The sequence below is a fragment of the Corallococcus sp. CA047B genome (assembly GCF_003612065.1).
Classification (GTDB): Bacteria; Myxococcota; Myxococcia; order Myxococcales; family Myxococcaceae; genus Corallococcus; species Corallococcus praedator.
Map to the genome: position 1 here is coordinate 52249 of NZ_RAWD01000011.1, position 16962 is coordinate 69210.

At 70.1% G+C, this 16962-nt stretch carries 13 protein-coding genes; 6 read left to right on the forward strand and 7 right to left on the reverse strand.

Annotated features, from left to right (window positions below; translation table 11 throughout):
• Positions 1-4 precede the first annotated feature (4 nt).
• From D7X74_RS03840 to D7X74_RS43950, 5 genes are all read right to left on the reverse strand, one after another.
• Positions 5-1444 carry a glutamine synthetase family protein gene (locus tag D7X74_RS03840; protein ID WP_120531541.1) on the reverse strand — a complete coding sequence of 480 codons (1440 nt, stop codon included), beginning with the start codon at positions 1442-1444 and terminating at the stop codon, positions 5-7.
• Between the two features lie 241 nt (positions 1445-1685).
• A complete protein-coding gene (locus tag D7X74_RS03845; protein ID WP_120531542.1) occupies positions 1686-2945 on the reverse strand; it encodes a C39 family peptidase in 1260 nt (419 codons plus the stop codon).
• A 233-nt stretch (positions 2946-3178) separates the two neighbouring features.
• Entirely contained in the window at positions 3179-3874 is a 696-nt protein-coding gene (locus D7X74_RS03850; protein WP_120531543.1) for a hypothetical protein, read from the reverse strand.
• The gene (locus D7X74_RS43945; protein ID WP_233601953.1) at positions 3795-4352 is read right to left on the reverse strand and encodes a hypothetical protein; all 558 of its coding nucleotides are present in this window, start codon (positions 4350-4352) and stop codon (positions 3795-3797) included. The genes D7X74_RS03850 and D7X74_RS43945 overlap by 80 nt, the downstream gene beginning before the upstream one ends.
• Before the next feature lie 156 nt (positions 4353-4508).
• Positions 4509-5234: a hypothetical protein gene (locus D7X74_RS43950; protein WP_233595238.1), complete on the reverse strand. Its 726-nt coding sequence runs from the start codon at positions 5232-5234 to the stop codon at positions 4509-4511.
• Between the two features lie 376 nt (positions 5235-5610).
• Here D7X74_RS43950 and D7X74_RS03860 point away from each other — a divergent pair, with 376 nt between their 5' ends.
• Genes D7X74_RS03860 through D7X74_RS03875 form a run of 4 tightly spaced genes read left to right on the forward strand, consistent with a single transcriptional unit; the run spans position 5611 to position 13085 of the window.
• Positions 5611-6696: an AAA family ATPase gene (locus D7X74_RS03860; RefSeq protein WP_120531544.1), complete on the forward strand. Its 1086-nt coding sequence runs from the start codon at positions 5611-5613 to the stop codon at positions 6694-6696.
• Positions 6696-9005, forward strand: coding sequence for a DUF5682 family protein (locus tag D7X74_RS03865; protein ID WP_120531545.1), 2310 nt, complete (start codon positions 6696-6698; stop codon positions 9003-9005). The genes D7X74_RS03860 and D7X74_RS03865 overlap by 1 nt, the downstream gene beginning before the upstream one ends.
• Positions 9002-10216: a VWA domain-containing protein gene (locus D7X74_RS03870; RefSeq protein ID WP_120531546.1), complete on the forward strand. Its 1215-nt coding sequence runs from the start codon at positions 9002-9004 to the stop codon at positions 10214-10216. Before D7X74_RS03865 ends, D7X74_RS03870 begins: the two co-directional genes overlap by 4 nt.
• Positions 10209-13085, forward strand: a complete 2877-nt coding sequence (locus D7X74_RS03875; protein ID WP_120531547.1) for a HEAT repeat domain-containing protein — start codon at positions 10209-10211, stop codon at positions 13083-13085. The genes D7X74_RS03870 and D7X74_RS03875 overlap by 8 nt, the downstream gene beginning before the upstream one ends.
• A gap of 63 nt (positions 13086-13148) precedes the next feature.
• On the opposite strand, the gene D7X74_RS03880 is transcribed toward D7X74_RS03875, so the two are convergent.
• Positions 13149-14180, reverse strand: a complete 1032-nt coding sequence (locus D7X74_RS03880) for a linear amide C-N hydrolase (RefSeq protein WP_120531548.1) — start codon at positions 14178-14180, stop codon at positions 13149-13151.
• 253 nt (positions 14181-14433) lie between these two features.
• On the opposite strand from D7X74_RS03880, the gene D7X74_RS03885 reads away from it, so the two are divergent.
• Both D7X74_RS03885 and D7X74_RS03890 read left to right on the forward strand, forming a co-directional pair.
• The gene (locus tag D7X74_RS03885) at positions 14434-15198 is read left to right on the forward strand and encodes a class I SAM-dependent methyltransferase (protein ID WP_233595237.1); all 765 of its coding nucleotides are present in this window, start codon (positions 14434-14436) and stop codon (positions 15196-15198) included.
• 62 nt (positions 15199-15260) lie between these two features.
• Entirely contained in the window at positions 15261-16247 is a 987-nt protein-coding gene (locus D7X74_RS03890; RefSeq protein ID WP_147444135.1) for a serine protease, read from the forward strand.
• A 16-nt stretch (positions 16248-16263) separates the two neighbouring features.
• Here the strand turns inward: D7X74_RS03890 and D7X74_RS03895 are convergent.
• The coding region (locus D7X74_RS03895; protein WP_147446461.1) for an aspartyl/asparaginyl beta-hydroxylase domain-containing protein at positions 16264-16962 on the reverse strand (699 nt) is incomplete at its 5' end.

A 16962-nucleotide genomic window follows, 5' to 3' on the forward strand; every position in this document is an offset into this window, starting at 1 on the left:
GCCTCTAGAAGAGGTTCCAGAGGTACTGGTTCGTCACCTCGTGATGGAACTGGATCTCCGCTTCCTTCACGCGGGTGCCCAGCTGCTTGGGGCAGCGGTCCGCGGAGCCGACCTTCAGCTCCGCGTACTTGCCCTGCACCTGCTCACCCAGCGTCTGGGCGATGAACTGGCTGCCCTTGAAGAAGCGGATCGCGTCGTAGATGTTGTCCGGCAGGAAGCGCGTGCGGCTGCGCTTGGTCTCCGCGTCCTCCTGCGGCTGCGGGCCCTCCAGGCCGGTCTTCATCAGCGTGTAGAGCACCATGTACGGGTTGGCATCCGGCGCCACCGAACGGCACTCGACGCGCGCGCTGCGCTCGTTGCCGAACGGGATGCGCACCATGGCGCCGCGGTTGTTCGCGGAGGCCTTGATCTGGTTGGGCGCCTCGTAGTGCGGATCCAACCGGCGGTACGAATTCACGCTGGAGTTGAGCACGAGGCAGATGTCGTTCGCGTTGGTGAGGATGCGGTCGATGAACTCCCACCCCATCTGCGACAGCCCGTCCTGGCCCGCCTTGTCGTGGAACAGGTTCTTGTTGTTCTTCGACAGCGACATGTTGATGTGCATGCCGTTGCCGTTCACGCCGGTGACGGGCTTGGGCAGGAAGCTGGCGGTGAGGCCCAACTGCGCGGCCACCTGACGGCAGAGCAGCTTGTAGAGCTGGATCTGATCCGCGGCGATGATGGCCTCGCTGTACGAGAAGTTCATCTCGAACTGGCTGGGCGCGACCTCCGGGTGGTCCTTCTCGTTCTGGAAGCCCATGGCGCGCTGCGCTTCGGCGGCCTTGTCGATGAAGGTTCGCAGCGCGTCGCCCGGCAGCGCGTGGTAGTAGCCGCCGATGGAGATGAACTCGAACTTGCCTTCCTCGTGGTAGTGGCGCTCGGCGTCACGGCTCTTGAAGAGGAAGCCTTCGATCTCCGGCGCCGCGTGGAACACGGTGCCGTCCTTCTGGAACAGCGCGTCGGTGGCGCGCTTGAGCTGCCCGCGCATGTCCGAGTGGTACGGCGTGCCGTCGCGCTCCAGCACTTCGCTGAACGCCAGCACCTTGCCGGGCCCGAAGATGTCCGAGGGCAGCCAGTAGAACGCGCCCCAGTCGATGTTCAGGCGCAGGTCGCTCTCCGCCTGCGCGGAGAAGCCGCGGATGGAGGAGCCGTCGAAGGTGAGGTTGTCCGCGCTCTTGAGCAGGAACTTCTTGTCGTAGTCCAGCATGTGCAGCCGACCTTCCAGGTCGGTGAAGCACACGGTGATGGCCTTGATGCGCTTCTCGTCGGTCAGGTACTTGATGCGCTCGTCGCGCATCTTCTCCGGCGACACGCGCTGGATGCGCTGTTCCTTCACCCGGAGGTTGAGCTCCTCCAGCTCGTCGTAGGGAATCTCAAGGAAGTCCCGCAGCGGCTTCTGCTCCATGTCCGTGCCTCCAGGCTGCGTCCCACTGCCGGCTTCCCGGCGAAGGGACATCAAAATCACGCGCGCAGGTATTTACATTCCGCGCGTTGAAATCAAGCCTAAATTCTGCGGACTGAAGGTTAAAGGTTGTGCCGGGACTGCCACGAACGGCCCTACGTCAAGGGACGGGAGGCTTGTCGCCCCGGCCAGTGGACAGTGCGCGCCGCGATGCGTCGTCCTCCTGTCCGCCTCTGGACGCAGGCTAGGGCAGCGGTTCCATCCCCTGCGGGGGCAGGGCGGTGCCGGCGGGCCAGAGCACGTACGCGGCCCCCCGGGAGTGCTGCCAGGCACGCCACAGTTCGGCGCGCCGGTACGTCGCGCTGGTGGTTTCGTTGGAGGAGAAAGCAGGATCATTGACGACGACGTCACCGTCGGCGGTGAAGCCCTTCACGACGATGAGGTGGCCGTCGGTGCGGCGGGAGGCGCCTCCGGAAAGCTCCCCGGGTTCGTACGCGATGCTGATGCTCACGGGGATGCCGGCGGCGATGAGGCGCTCCACGGGGGCGAACGAGTCGAAGCGGGCGACGAGTCCGTGCAGCGCGCCCTGGGACATGCCGGCGGCGTAGGCGGTGTTGAAGCTCCAGTTGCCGGTGCCCTTGTAGACCCAGTCATAGGTGTGGGCGGCGGCGGTGGGCACGGGGTGCTCCAGGTCCGCGCGGCCCAGCTTCCGGCTCCAGTAGCCCAGCAGCATGGTGGTGGACGTGGGGGAGCACCAGACCTCGCCGCCGTCGGGGTAGATCATCTGCGAGTAGCCCGGCACGTCCAGCACGGTGCCCCACGCGGTGCGGTCCGCGGTGGCGTCCTCGGGCTTGCGGCGCGTGTCGGTGACGGCGGCGGCGAGCGAGCGCAGGCGCGGGCTTGCGTCCGGGCGTTCAGAGAAGAGGAACACGGTGACGCGCAGGGCGTCCGCGCGGCGCTTCAGGTTGAGCGTGTCGGTGAGCACGTTGCCGTCCGCGTCCCCCTGACCGTCCACGCTGTGGCGCGCGACGGTGTCCGCGTCGAAGGCCCAGACACCCAGCTCATAGTCCTTGGTCCAGGTGCCCTCGATGCGCGCGGCGACGGTGAGCTTCACCCATGTGCCCGGAGGCGTCTGCGCGTCGAAGGACGGCACCACGCTGTCGAAGCCGCCGGGGACGGACTGGACTTCGGAGGTGGCGGTGCCGAAGCGGAAGGTGCCGCCGTTGTAGAAGCTGCCGCCATCCAGCCAGCCGCCCGCGGGGAACGGGTCGCTGCCTTGCTTCGCGGTGGCGTCCAGCTCCAGCGCGCCGTCCGCGGCGACGCGGGTGCCGTCGCGGGTGAAGCGCGCCAGGTCGCCCGTCGCCGCGCCGCGCTGCCACAGGCGGGCGGGAGAGCCTGCTTCCGGCGTCGGCGCGTCCGGGGACGGGGACGAAGGCGAGGAGGCACAGGCCCAGACGAACGAGGCCAACAGGACGGCGGAGAAGACGCGAGCGCGGGCGTTCACACCCGCGATTCTCGCAAACGCACGTGTGGGCTCACAAGGTGGAAACCAGGAAAGTCCGGTGGCGTACGAGTGCGGGCCCGACGTGCGGCGTCGGCTTGCGTCATCGCTTGCGCGCGGGTTTCAGGTCCTTGCGGAAGCACGGGCGCGGCTTCGAGCCGACCCCGGAGGCTTCAATCGCTTCTGCGTCTTCGCGGTCATGAGGCATGGAGGGGCATGGGGAAGCATGCGCGAGCCTACGGATTGGACATGTCCAGGGAGCAGTCGGACTTGTAGTGCCGCATGACGTGGTGTTCCAACTCGCGGACCTCGCCAGTGGCGGACACCTGGGTCACGTACTGCACGATGGCCGGGCCTTCACCGCAGTCGGAGTACTTGTAGCCGATGACGTTGAACGAGCCGTCCGGATTGGCCTTCACGCCGCCTTGATCCACCTTGTCGCAGAGGAAGGCGTAGTCGGCCGCGTAGGCCAGGAACACGGCCTCCTGTTCGGTGTCGACGGTGCCCAGCAGCTCCCGGAGGGACTCCACCGTCGTGTAGAGCTTCACCTCGTCCCCGCGCGTGGTGAGGGCGAAGTATTCAGAACAGTCACCGTGGTAGCAGGACCGGTGGAACCCCGAGGTGGCTCGTGCCTCCTCCACCGCGGCCTGACAGGTGGCGACGTCGGTGGCGGTCGCGCAGGGTTCGCCCCTGGTGGCGGAGAGAAAGACGGAGGGCGGCTCCGTTGAATTCTTCTTCAGGCCGATGGAGTACAGCAGGAAGGCGTCCGGCACCGGGGAGATCCGCAGGTCATCGATGTGGGGACGGTCCCTGGTGCACGCGATCTCCGTGTAACCCTCCACGTCCGCGAATTCAGGGCCACAGCCGGCCAGCGCCAGCGGCAGGGACATCAGCAACGGTGAGAAGACGCAGCGCCATCGGAGTGCGTTCATGGGAGGTGCTCCAGGGAAGGAGGGTTTGTTCAGGCCCAGTGCTCCTGCTCCAACGTGTCCAGGAGGCCAAGGGCGACTTCAGGCGTGGGAAGGCCCGCGGCGGTGACGAGCCCAGGTCGAGTGGCACGGCGACCTCCGCGCGCAGCAGGGCCACCGCCTGGCGTTGGGCCTCGCGCAGCGTGTCCCGCTCCTGGGAGGAGAGGCGCGATCGTGCCCATTGGTCGATGTCCCAGGAGAGGCCCGCGTGGCGCGTCTCGTCCTCGGCGATGCGGACCATGGCGTCGCGCACCTCGGTGTCCTGCGCGTGCAGGGCCTGGTAGTGGGCCACCAGCGCGCCGTACGTCTCCCTCACGCAACCCTCCACGGCATTGTCCAGGGCCACGTCGAGGAGCGGGCGCAGGGGCAGCGCGGTGACGACGGGACGCTGGGGCGTGGCACCGAAGCGACGGGCGATGCGGCCCGTCACGTCGGTGTGCATCACTTCATCCACGGCGCTGCGGCGGGCCGCGTCCTGGAGGCTTGCGTCGGCGCCGTGTAGGGCCAGCTCATCGCGCAGTCTCAGGAAGGCGTGGACGGAGGCGGCCTCCAGGTGCGCGGCCTCCGCGAAGTAGTGCCCCAGCGCGTCCGTGCCCTCTCAGGGGGACGCGTCCTGGAGCCCCGCGGGGCGCCGGCCGATGTTGCAGCTGTCGCTGCCCTTCTCCAGGACATGGCGCTCGACCTCGCGGAGCTCCCCGGCGGCGGACACCTCCAGCACGACCTGCTCCAACTGCGAGTCCTTCCCGCAGGAGAAGCCCTCGTAGGTGACGACATTGAAGGTGCCGTTCGCGTTCTTCTTCACCGCGCCCTGCTCGAGCGTCGAGCAGCTCATGGCGTGGCCCGAGGCATGGGCGAGGAGCACGGCTTCCTGTTCGGTGTCCACCGTGCCCAGCAGGGACTTGAGGGCCTCCGGCGTCGGGTGCGTCTTCACCTCATCGCCGCGTGCGGTGACCAGGAAGGTATAGGTCATGACAGTGGGGCAGAAGCCCTGGCAGGTATCGACGAAGCTCTCGGTGGTCGTCGCGTTCGCCAGGGCGCTCTGGCAGGCGGGGACGTCGGTGGCCGTCGCGCAGGGCTGGCCGGAGGTGGTGCGGGTTTGGGCGTTCGTGGGGTCGGAGGTGCTGTAGATGGAGCGAAGCTCGACGTAGTCCGGTGGGGGCGAAATCTTCAGGTCGCTGAGCACGGGGACACCGTTGTCGCAGGTGATCCGTGAGTAGCCCTCCAGGTCCGCGGAGGATCCGCAGCCCGCCAGCACCAGCGGTATGGCGAGCGAGGAGGTGCGCAGGACCCGTGAGAAGAGGTGGCGCAGTCGGAGGGTGTTCATGGGCGGCCTTTCTGGAAAGAGGTGCCGGGCGCTACAGCAACAGCGATGCCAGCACTCCGTCACAGGGAAGGGTTGCTCTGGAGTGCGGTGTCACGTGCTCGGAAACCCGAGGGATGCACAGAAACCTGAGGGGCACTTCACGTCCAGGGCGCTACCGGGTCGTCCTGCTGGCGACGGTCCGCGAGCGCTTCGGGGAAGGGGACCGTTCGATGAGCACGGCCCGTCCATTCAGCACGCGTTCGAGTCCGAAGCAGCCCGCGCGCAGGACTCGACGCGCCCGAGCCGCCCGGTAGGGATTTCCCCAGCGCTTGAGAGGACGCACGAAGGCAGCCAGGACGTTTGCCGGATGTCAGACCGAGTGGATAGCGTGCAGTCCATGCCGGACATCCGCCTGCCTGCCGAAGCGAAGTACAAGAACGAGCTGGACGCCCTCGCGGCGCATGACGACAAGCCCCGCCCACCGGGTTGGGCGCTGTCGCCCCGCGCGGTGGAGACATACATCCTGGGAAGTCCCAAGCCCGTGGGCGGCGTGACCATCACGCCCAAGTACGTGGGCGACCGGGGCATCGTGCAGGTGTGCATCGCGACGCTGGCGTCGGACCGGGCGCTGATGCTGGTGGGTGAGCCGGGCACCGCGAAGAGCTGGCTGTCCGAACACCTCTCCGCGGCCGTCAGCGGCACGTCCGGGCTCGTCGTGCAGGGCACGGCGGGGACCAGCGAGGACCACATCAAGTACTCGTGGAACTACGCGCTGCTGCTCGCGCAGGGGCCGTCGCCGGAAGCGCTGGTGCCGTCGCCCATCCTGCGGGCCATGCGCACGGGCAAGTTCGCCCGCTTCGAGGAGGTGACGCGCACGTCGCCGGAGATCCAGGACTCGCTCATCTCCATCCTGTCGGAGAAGCAGGTGTCGGTGCCGGAGCTGGGGGAGATCACCAGCGCGCAGCGGGGCTTCAACCTCATCGCCACCGCGAACACGCGCGACCGGGGCGTCAACGAGATGAGCGCCGCGCTCAAGCGCCGCTTCAACTTCGTCACCGTGCCGGTGGTGGAGGACCTGGAGCAGGAGATTCAAATCGTCACCAAGCGCGAGGCGGAGCTGCGCACGGACTACCAGGTGGGCGTGCCCCCGCCGGAGGAGCTGTCGCGGGTGCTGCTGACGCTCTTCCAGGAGCTGCGCAAGGGCGTGACGAAGGACGGCAAGACGAAGGTGCGCACCCCGGGGGCGGTGCTGTCCACGGCGGAGGCCATCAGCGTGCTGTTCAACAGCGCCATCCTCGCGCAGCAGTTCGGCTCCGGGACGGTGACGTCGCAGGAGCTGGCGGCCTCGCTGGTGGGCGCGGTGGTGAAGGAGCAGGAAGACGACGTGAAGGCGCTGCGCGAGTACATGGAGACGGTGGCCAAGGGCCGCCCGGGTCCGTGGAAGGACCTGTACACCGCGAGCAAGAAGCTGCTGAGGGGCTGATGGACTTCGCCCTGCTCTCCCGGGTGCAGCACTTCCCGGTCCGTCACCACTCACCGCGCACCACCGCCGTGCTCCAGCGGTGGCTGGAGCGGGTGAAGCCCGACGTCGTCCTCGTGGAAGGCCCCTGCGACGCCACGGGCATGGTGGACGTGCTCTGCGACGGGCAGACCCGGCCGCCGGTGGCCATCCTGGGCTACCGCACGGACGGCACGCCGGCGTCCTCGCTGTGGCCCTTCGCCGCCTATTCGCCGGAGTACCAGGCGCTCAAATGGGCCCGGGCGAACGGCGCGCGCGTGGAGTTCATCGACATCCCGGTGGGCGTCAGCCTCGCGGTGGACCGCGACGCGCCCGGCCTGGGACTCGAAGCCGAAGCGATGGAGGGGGGCACGCCCGCGCCGGACGACACGGTGCCCCTGACGGACGCCTTCGCGCGCTCCCAGGGCTACCGCTCGTTCGAGGAGTTCTGGGAGGCGGCCTTCGAGGCGCCGGACTGGAGCCCGGAGCAGTTCCGGCCGGTGCTGCTGGCCTGGGCGGACGTCATCAACGCGGGGCCCCGGCAGGGCTACCACCGCCAGCGCGACGCCTTCATGGCGCGCAAGGTGCTGGAGGTGGTGGCGGGCGGCGTGGCCCCGGAGAAGGTGGCGGTGGTGGCGGGCGCGGCGCACATCGCGGCCTTCGTGGCCAACGACGTGGAGCCCGCGCTGGAGGCGAAGCTGCCGGCGGGCGTGCCCTGCGCGGTGACGGTGATTCCGTTCAGCTTCCCCCGGCTCGCGGAGCAGATGGGCTACGGCGCGGGCAACCGGGCGCCGCACTTCTACCAGAAGGCCCACGACGCCCACTGCGACTTCCGGCGGGCCACGCTGGAGGTGCTGCTGGACTTCGCCAGCCACCTGCGGGTGCGCGGCTTCTCCGCGTCGCTGTCGGACGTGCTGGAGGCGTACCGGCTGGCGGTGATGCTGTCGGACCTGCGCGAGAAGAGCGCGCCCGGCCTGGACGAGCTGCGCGAGGCGACGGTGGCCACGCTGTGCCGGGGCGACGCGACGCACGTGGACGGCTTCCTGTGGAAGAGCGTCATCGGCCATCAGGTGGGGCAGGTGGCGAGCCGCATCGGGCAGAACTCGCTGCAGGCGGAGTTCTGGCGCGAGGTGGGCGAGCGGCGGCTGCCGCGCACGGACAGCCCGGAGACGTTCGCGCTGCGGCTCAACAACGAGGTGGAGGTGGGCTCCTCCGTGTTCCTCCACCGGCTGCGCGTGGCGGGGATTCCGTACGCGACGCTGTCGGGCACGGGCACGGGCTCGCGTTCTCAAGCGACGGAGGCGGGGGGCTACGCGGCGCTGACGCGGGTGCGTGAGTCCTGGCAGGCGCAGTGGACGCCGTCCACGGACGTGGCGCTGGTGGAGAAGATCGTCCTGGGGGACTCGCTGGAGGGCGTGACGACGCGCGTGCTCCAGGAGCGGCTGAACCTGGCGAAGACGACGGCCGAGGCGGCGGACGTGCTGCTGGAGTCCGTCATCACCGGCTGTCCCCAGACGGTGGCGTCCGCGCTCCGGGCCTGTGACGCGCACGCGGCCACGGACGCGGACCTGCCCTCGCTGGCGTCGGCGGCGCGGGCGCTGTCGGGGCTGATGGCCTACGGCACTTCGCGGGCGCACTCGGAGGTGGGGGACGAGGCGGTGGCGTCGCTGGGCGAGAAGACCTTCGGCCGGGCGCTGTTGCGCGTGCGCGAGGCCAGCGCTTGCGACGCGGAGGCGGTGCCCAGGGTGCTGGAGGCGCTGCGCACGCTGCACGAGGTGGCGCTGTCCCAGCCGCGCGCGGACAAGGCGGGCTGGTACGTGGAGGCGCGGGGGCTGATGGAGAGCCACGCGGTGCACCCGGCGACGTCGGGGCTCGCGACGGGCCTGCTGTACCTGGCGCGGGAGCTGCCCGAGTCCGACGTGGCGCTGGAGGTGGGGCGCCGGCTGTCGCTGGCGGTGGAGCCGGCGGACGCGGCGGCGTACCTGGAGGGCTTCCTCCAGGTGAACGCGCTGGTGCTGGTGAAGAGCCGGGAGGTGGTGAAGGCGCTGGACGACTTCCTCTGCGGCGTGGAGCCGGAGCGCTTCGTACAGACACTGCCGGTGCTGAGACGGGCGCTGGGCACGCTGGGCGCCACGGAGCGGCGCTACCTGATGGAGAACGTGATGGGCGTGCGGCAGCTGAAGGACAAGGGCCGCGCGGTGAAGGCGGTGCTGGAGCAGAAGGACAAGGAGACGTTGAAGGACATGAGCGCGGAGCTGGGCAAGGCGCTCGATGACCTGGACGACCTGCTATGAGCGTGGACCCCAAGGACCTGGAACCGAAGGACCGCGACGCGCTCTTGCGCTGGCGGCTGGCGCTGGGCCCGGAGGCGGAGAAGACGGGGTCGTGTCCGTCGCTGGGCGGGCTGGGGGGCGGCGCGACCGCGCTGGGCCTGGAAGGCGGGGACCTGGAGGAGCTGGATGACACGCTCTCCTTCGTCTACGGCGAGAAGTCCGCGGGGAGGGGCGGCTCCAAGCCCTACCTGCCCAAGTGGTTGGGCTCGCTGCGCGACTTCTTCAAGGACGACGTCATCGCGCTGGTGCAGAAGGACGCCATCGAGCGCAAGGGGCTCACGCAGCTGCTCTTCGAGCCGGAGACGCTGCCGTTCCTGGACAAGAACGTGGAGCTGGTGACGACGCTGGTCAGCGCGCGCGGGCTCATCCCCGACCAGGCCAAGGACCTAGCGCGCGGCATCATCCGCGAGGTGGTGGAGGACCTGAAGAAGAAGCTGGAGTCCCCCCTGCGCACGGCGGTGCTGGGCGCGCTGCGGCGCGACCGCACGAGCCCCATCCCCATCGCGCGGAACATCGACTGGCGGCGGACCATCCGCTCCAACCTGAAGGGCTGGGACGCGGAGAAGAAGCGGCTCATCCCGGAGCGCTTCTACTTCTGGCCCAACCAGCGCCGTCACCACGAGTGGGACGTGACGCTGGTGGTGGACCAGTCCGGCTCCATGGCGGAGAGCGTGGTGTACAGCTCCGTGATGGCGGCCATCTTCGCGTCGCTGGACGTGCTGCGCACCAGCCTGGTCCTGTTCGACACGGAGATCGCGGACATGACGCCGGTGCTGGCGGACCCCGTGGAGGTGCTCTTCTCCGCGCAGCTGGGTGGCGGCACGGACATCAACCGGGCGGTGGCCTACGCGCAGGAGCACTACGTGCGCCGGCCGGAGAAGACGCTCTTCATCCTCATCACCGACCTGTACGAGGGCGGCAACGCGGAGGAGCTGGTGGCACGGCTGCGGCAGCTGGTGGACTCGCGCGCCCGGGTGCTGTGCCTGCTGGCGCTGTCGGACAGCGGCCGGCCTTCGTATGACCATGCGATGGCGGAGCAGCTCACCGCGCTGGGGATTCCGTGCTTCGGGTGCACGCCCCGGAAGCTGGTGGACGTGGTGGAGCGGGTGATGCGCAACCAGGACCTGACGCCGCTCATCGCGTCCACGAACAAGGAGGACCGTCATGGCTGACGTGCGGCCCGTGATTGGAATGGGAGCGCTGCTGGAGATCATCAGCGACAAGGCGGAGCTGCAGAAGGGCGCGGCGATGCTCGACGGCAAGCTGCTCGCGAACCTGTCCCGCTACGAGAACCGGCTGTTCGCGGACGCGGCGGGCTCCGGGGCGACGCCCTACAAGGTCTCACTGGTGTTTGGCGAGGCGCGCTCGGATGTGAAGGGGCGCTGCTCGTGCATGGCGGCGCGCTCGCGCCCGTTCTGCAAACACGCGGCGGCGCTGCTGGTGGCGTGGTCCCGCGTGCCGGAGGCCTTCGTGACGGCGGAGTCGGCCCCGGTGGCACCGGGCGGCACTGGCACGAAGAAGAGCGTGAAGAAGGGCAAGGCGGAGACCGGCGAGCTGATGAAGGCGGGCGTGGCGCAGGTGAACACGCTGGTGCGGGAGCTGGGCCTGTCGGGCGTGGCGTCGCTGGGGGCCGAGCGGCCCGATCAGGTGCGCGCGCTGGGCGAAGCGCTCCGGGCCAACGGCCTGCGGCGGCTGTCAGCGCGGGCGGTGGAGCTGGCGGGCCTGCTGGACGCGGCCGTGGCGCGCACGGGGACCTTCGAGGCACCGGCGTTCACGGACCTGGTGGCGGACATGCTGCTCACGGCGCGCAAGGTGGAGAAGCACCTGGGCGGCGACGCGCTGGAGCCCCGCCACGTCGAGGAGCTGATTGGCAGGACGTGGACGAAGAAGGACCGCGCGCCGGTGACGGGGCTGACGCTGGTGGAGTACGCGTTCTCCTCGCGCGTCACGCCGGACCGGTTCCTCATCCGCGAGAGCCGCTTCGTGGATCTGGTGTCGGGCGGGCACTACAGCGAGAAGCAGATCCTCCCCGCGACGCTCAAGACGGTGGCGCCCAAGAAGAGCCACGCGGGCTACGTGCTCCAGGGCGCGAAGGGCGGGCAGTACCCGGGCTTCGCGCCGCACCGGCTGGACCTGGAGGAGTGGACGGGCGGCTCGCCGGTGGACCGCGAGCCCCTGAAGCGGCTGCTGGAGGTGGCGCTGCCGGACGTGAGCGCGGCGATGGCGGCCTTCCAGGAGCACCGCAAGGACGTGTTCGCGCCGGACCTGCTGCCGGTGGCGGTGCGGGTGGAGACGCTCCTGGCCAGCGGTTCCCGCTCGCAGTTCGTGGATGGCGCGGGCCGGGCGCTCTTCCTGCCCGCGGATGCGTCGCTGGAGGAGCCGCTGTCCGCGGCGCTGGAGGGCTCCAGGCTGCTGGCGGTGCTGGGCGACGTGGGCCTGGAGGCGGCGCTGCCCACGCTGTTCCCTTCGGCCGTGGTGGTGGAGACGCCGGAGGGCCTGGGGCTGCGCGCGCTGGGGCGGGCGGAGGATGCGCCCGTGCTGTCCCGGCGGCGGGGCCGGGTCCGGCCTCCCGTGACGCCCAGCGCCCTGCCCCGCAGTGGTTGGTTGGAGGCGGCCCGGGCGGCGGGGGCCTCGCGGGCGGCCATCGCGCTGGCGGAGGTGCGGGACGAGCTGGCGGACGCCTTCGCCAGCGGGCTCGCGGCGGTGGGGACGCGGACGGTGGAGCCGCTGGTGGCGCGGCTGCGGGAGCTGGGCCTGGAGAAGCCCGGGGCGCTGCTGGAGGCGCTGGCGCAGCGGCCGGACCCGGGCGAGCGGCTGGACGACTTCATCAAGGTCTACCAGGTGCTGGGCATCGCGCTGGTGCGGCTGTCCGGCGCGGTGCAGGTGGAGGTCTCCGCGCTGGAGTCCGTGCCCACGCACCCGAGCATCCACGTGCAGCGCCCGGAGGTGGCGCTGTCGCCGGGTGAGGCCATGGTGCGCCGCGCGCGCGGGGAGCTGACGCGCTACGAGGCGGCGGCGCACGCGGCGCGCTACTACGCCAGCCTGGGCGTGGACGCGCTGATGCGGGACTGCTACCCGACGTGGAGCGACGGGGCGGCGAGCGCCTTCGTGGCGCGGGTGGTGGCGACGCGAGGCGAGGCCGCGCTGGAGGCCGTGAAGGGCGCGCTGGCCGAACACCACAGCCGCATGGTGCGCCGCACGGCCCTGCGCACCCTGGGCGCGATGGGGGGACAGCAGGCGAGGCGCGAACTGGACGCGATGACGCGCAGTGGCCACGACGCGGGCCTGCGCCTCTTCGCCAGGGAGACCCTGGAGGACGTGCGCGCCCGGGAGTCGGGCGAGGCGGCGGTGGCGGAGCTGATGCGCGTCCGCCGCGAGAAGGTGCAGCCGCTGGCACAAGCGGCGCTGTCCGAGTCGACGAAGGAGGCGCGCGCGGCGGCGGTGGACAAGCTGGCGGACCACGGCGCGGTCGCGATGCCCGTGCTGCGTCAGGTGCTGTACGGGGACCCCTCGCGCGAGGTGCGGCGGGACGCGGCGCAGGCGCTGGCGCGGATGGGGGACTCGGAGGTCATCGACCGGTTCGTCAACATGGTGCAGGCGCGCAGCGGGAACGACGACGAGGCGAAGACCGCCGTGTACGCGCTGGGCATGCTGGGGGACGTGCGGGGCGCGGAGGCCCTGCTCGCGGCGTTCGCGGACGGGTGGAAGCCCGGCGTCGTCGCGGAGTCCATGCGCACGTTGGGGCTGGCCCTCCTGCAGCCCGCGCTGGCCCTGGCGGAAGCGCGCCCGGAGGTGCTGGAGCGGCAGGCCCTGCGCGGCCTCTTCGAGACCTTCCCCACGGGCCCCCTGGCGAAGGAGCTGCTCGCGCGCGTGGAGGCGTCGCTCGACCACCCGGACCTCGTGGACCGGGCGGGCGTGTACCTGAAGCTTTCGGCGCAGAACCCGGCGGCCGGCAAGCAGGTGGCCGCGCGCCTCCTGACGCTTCCCGCCGTCTCCGGGGACAAGGCCCTGGCCCGGCTGGCGAAGAAGGTGCTGGGGTGAAGTCCGGGCCCGCCGCCGCCTTCCTCGCGGCGGTGGGCCTTCGGGGTTCCGGCGGTTCGCGGATCAGCTCGACATGCTGGCGGTGAGGTCGATGCTGGTGGGCGTCGTCGGGACGGGGAACGGCTTGCCGGAGGCCCCGCTGAAGTCGAGCGTGTCGAGGTTGACGGAGTACACGCAGGGGTTGCCGTAGAAGCGCACGGAGAAGGTCCGGGCGGTGAGGTCCTTCACGACGGCCCACTGCGTGTAGTCGACGGCGTCCTTGCCCTGCTTGTCCACGGAGCGGCTGGTGCCCAGCGGGATGTCCACGGTGTTCAGGAGGTGGAAGGCCAGGGTGTTGGCATCCGCGGAGGACGCCACGGGCTGCGCGTACTGCTTGAGGTAGGTCGCGCGCACGAACCGCGCGGGGGGCGTCGAGTCACCCGGCAGGCCACGCATGCCGCTGCCGTGGCCGGCGGGGGAGAACGACTGGAGGCCCAGCTCCGTGGGCTTCGCGTCCCAGGGGGACAGGTTCGCGTAGTTGCCCAGGTTCTCCAACTGCTGGGGGAACGGCGGGTTGTTGGTACAGACGCCGACGGGGTTGTCGTAGATGTTGAGCTGCCCGTTGGTGCACTCCACGACGACGCTGTTGCCCACGGCGTCGTGGATGGGGAAGTGCAGGGGCAGCAACTTCGCGAGCAGGTCGCCTTCCCACACCTGCACGTTCCCGCTGGTCAGCGCGGCCTTCACGTCCGCGACGGTCGCGCAGGTGCCGAGCGCCCAGTTGACGAAGTCCACCAGCGCCAGGGCCTGCGCCGGCTGGGTGACGGCCGGGTACGTGGAGCCCGGCAGCCACAGCGCGCCCACGGAGAGGCCCGCGGTGTTCAGGCCATCCACGATGATGGCGTCGGAGAGGGCGGTGAGGCCGACAAACCCATACGTGGACGTCCACTTCAGGCCGGCCTTGAGGCCCGGGGCCTTCGACTGGAAGGGCGTGCCCTTGGCGTGGACCATGATCTGGGATTTGAGATCGGCGCCGAACTCCATGCTGCGCCCGTTGACCGCGAAGTTCGTGGAGATGCGCGAGTCGGTGCCGGTGATCAGGAAGTCAGTGCACATGGGCGTTCCTCAATCCGTGGAGGGCCGTCGCTCCCTGGAGGCTGGGAGTGTTCCACGGTGTCCGGACCCTTCTGCACGCCGCGCACCAACACCCCGGGGGCACCGATTCCCGATGAATTCCAGGGCATTGGCGAAAGGCACACCGCGCGGCGCTCCAGGCTGCGTTCCCGTGGAAGGCCGCCGCGTCCTGCTCCGACGCGGAAGCGGCCTGCCTCTTTGTGACAGGAGGCTTGCGGGCTATGGAGGACGGAGGATGACGGACCCCACGCCCCCAGCGCCCGGCCCGCGACGCGATGATTCGCTGGAGGACTTCGAGCTGCCGTTCTTCCAGTGGATCGCGATCCAGCTCCAGGGGCTGGTCATCGCGGTCATCGTGCGCGCCACCGACCTGCTGCTCCTCTTGTGGCGTCCCAGCCTGTTGCGGCCGTACCTGGGACTCTGGTGGCAGCGGCTGGTGCTCACCCCGTACAGCGCGCGGCGCACCTTCGAGATGGTCCGGGCGCTCCAGTCCACCGGCCAGTCCTTCCGCGAGCTCATCTACGGGGAGACGCCGCTCTTGACGGCGCTGCTCTTCCTGAAGCGCGCGGGCGTGGGTCCCCAGAGCCGGGTGGTGGACCTGGGCGCGGGACGGGGCCGGGTGCTCATCGCCGCGCGGTGGCTGAAGGCCCGGTCGCATGGCGTGGAGCTCATCGCGGACCACGTGAAGCGCGTGGCGCCCTGGCTTACGCCCGCAGGCATCACCCTCACCGTGGGGGACATGACCCGCGAGCCGCTGACGGACGCCACGCACATCTTCACCAACTGGGTGGCCTTCACGCCGGAGACGAAGGCCCGGCTGGTGGAACACCTGCGCACGTGCCAGCCCGGGACGCGCATCATCACGGTGACGCGGCCCATCGAGGCAAAGGATTTCACGGGCCACACGTCCCGCTGGATGCTCTTCACCTGGGGCCCTGAAAAGGTCTGGGTTCAGGAGTACCGCCCGGAAATTTCAATCCCAAGCGGAAAACAAGCTTGATGTCAGACGGTGCTTCTAGGGTGCCTGCCTTCACCCGGAGTCGTATCTGAAAGGCTGACACCATGCATCGTCTGTCGAAGTGCCGTGGCCTCCTTGCCTCCGCAGTCTTCGCGGTGTTGATGGGGGGCGTGCCGGCCCAGGCGGAGTCGCCCGGGGCGGGCGCCTCGGCGGATCCCACGGACAACGGGGGTTCGCAGGCGTTCGCGGCCCAGGCGGAGATCGCGAGGGTGCTCGCGTACTGGACGCCGGAGCGCATGGCGGCGGCGGTGCCCGCGGATGTGCCGACGACGTCCGGCAAGGCGCCCATCAGCCTGCGGCAGGTGCCGGAGGACAAGCAGGTGGGGCGCGTGGATGGCGCGGAGCCGCGCGGTGGCGTGCCCATGATGGCGGCGGACATCCACTCGATGAGCGGCCGGGTGTTCTACACGGGCGACCAGGGCGGGAACTTCTCCTGTTCGGGCAGCACGGTGAACAGCAATGGCAAGCGGTTGGTCTTCACCGCGGGCCACTGCGTGCACGGCGGTGGGGCGGGGCGCGGCTGGCACACCAACTGGGTGTTCGTGCCCGCGTACCACGCGGGGTCGCCGTACGGCACGTGGACGGCGTACCAGCTGTGGACGAAGAACGGATGGATCAACAGCGCGGACCGCGCCTATGACGTGGCGGCGGCGGTGATGAACCCGCTCAACGGCGTGCGCATCGTGGACGCGGTGGGTGGCCAGGGCATCAAGTGGGGCATCGGCTACGGCCAGACCATCTACCAGTTCGGCTATCCCGCCCACGCGCCCTACAACGGCTCGCAGCTGTACTATTGCTCGGGCGCGACGTGGAACGAGGGCGGCTTCCCCACCATCAGCTGCTCCATGACGGGTGGCGCCAGCGGCGGTCCGTGGCTGGAGAGCTATGGCCAGCAGTTCTGGGCGTACCTGTACTCGGTGAACAGCTGGCAGTTCTGGAACCCGGATCCCAGCCACGTCTACAAGTGGCAGGGCCCGTACTTCAGCTACGACACGGCCGGCAGCCTGTTCGACCTCGTCAAGGACATGTGACGCACGGCGGGCGGCGTCAGGTGCGCCAGTAGCGGCGCACCTGGGCGTCCGTCCGTTCTTCCTGCGCGAAGCGGTGCATCAGGGGCTCCGCCATGGCTTCGGGGACGCGCAGCTGTGCCAGCAGTGCGCGGACCTCGAACTTGCGCGTGAGTCCCAGCAGGGCCTCACGCTCGGCCAGGGTGAGGCCCGGGTGCCAGCAGTCCACGATGAGCACCACGCGGCGCTCCTGGCCCCGGTTCCACGTCTCATGTTCGAACGAGTCATGGAAGGTGAGCACGCGGCCCTGTTCCCAGTGCCGCGACTCGGAGCCCACGCGGATGCCGCAGCCCTCGGGAACCTTGAGCCCCAGGTGCAGCCGCATCCGGAAGCCGTCCCAGCTGCAGTGCGGCGTCAGCGTGGTGCCCGGCGCGTGCGAGGAGAACAGCACGTCCGCCAGCGGGAACGCGGTGCACTCGCCCTCCAGGGAGAGCACGGCCTCCGCGGTCTCCTCCATGGCGAGCTTCGGCCAGACGAGGCGGTCCAGGCGTTCGCCCGCGAAGAACACGGGGTGCACCGACCAGCGGCCCGTGCCGACGATGCCGGAGTCGTAGTGCAGCAGGTCCGCGTCCTCCAGCCGGGCGAGGTCGCGCTGCACCGCCGCGAGGCAGCCTTCCAGCGCCTTCGCCACGGGCGGGGGCGGGTCGCGCCAGGGCCGCTCCTCCAGGCCGGGGAGCGG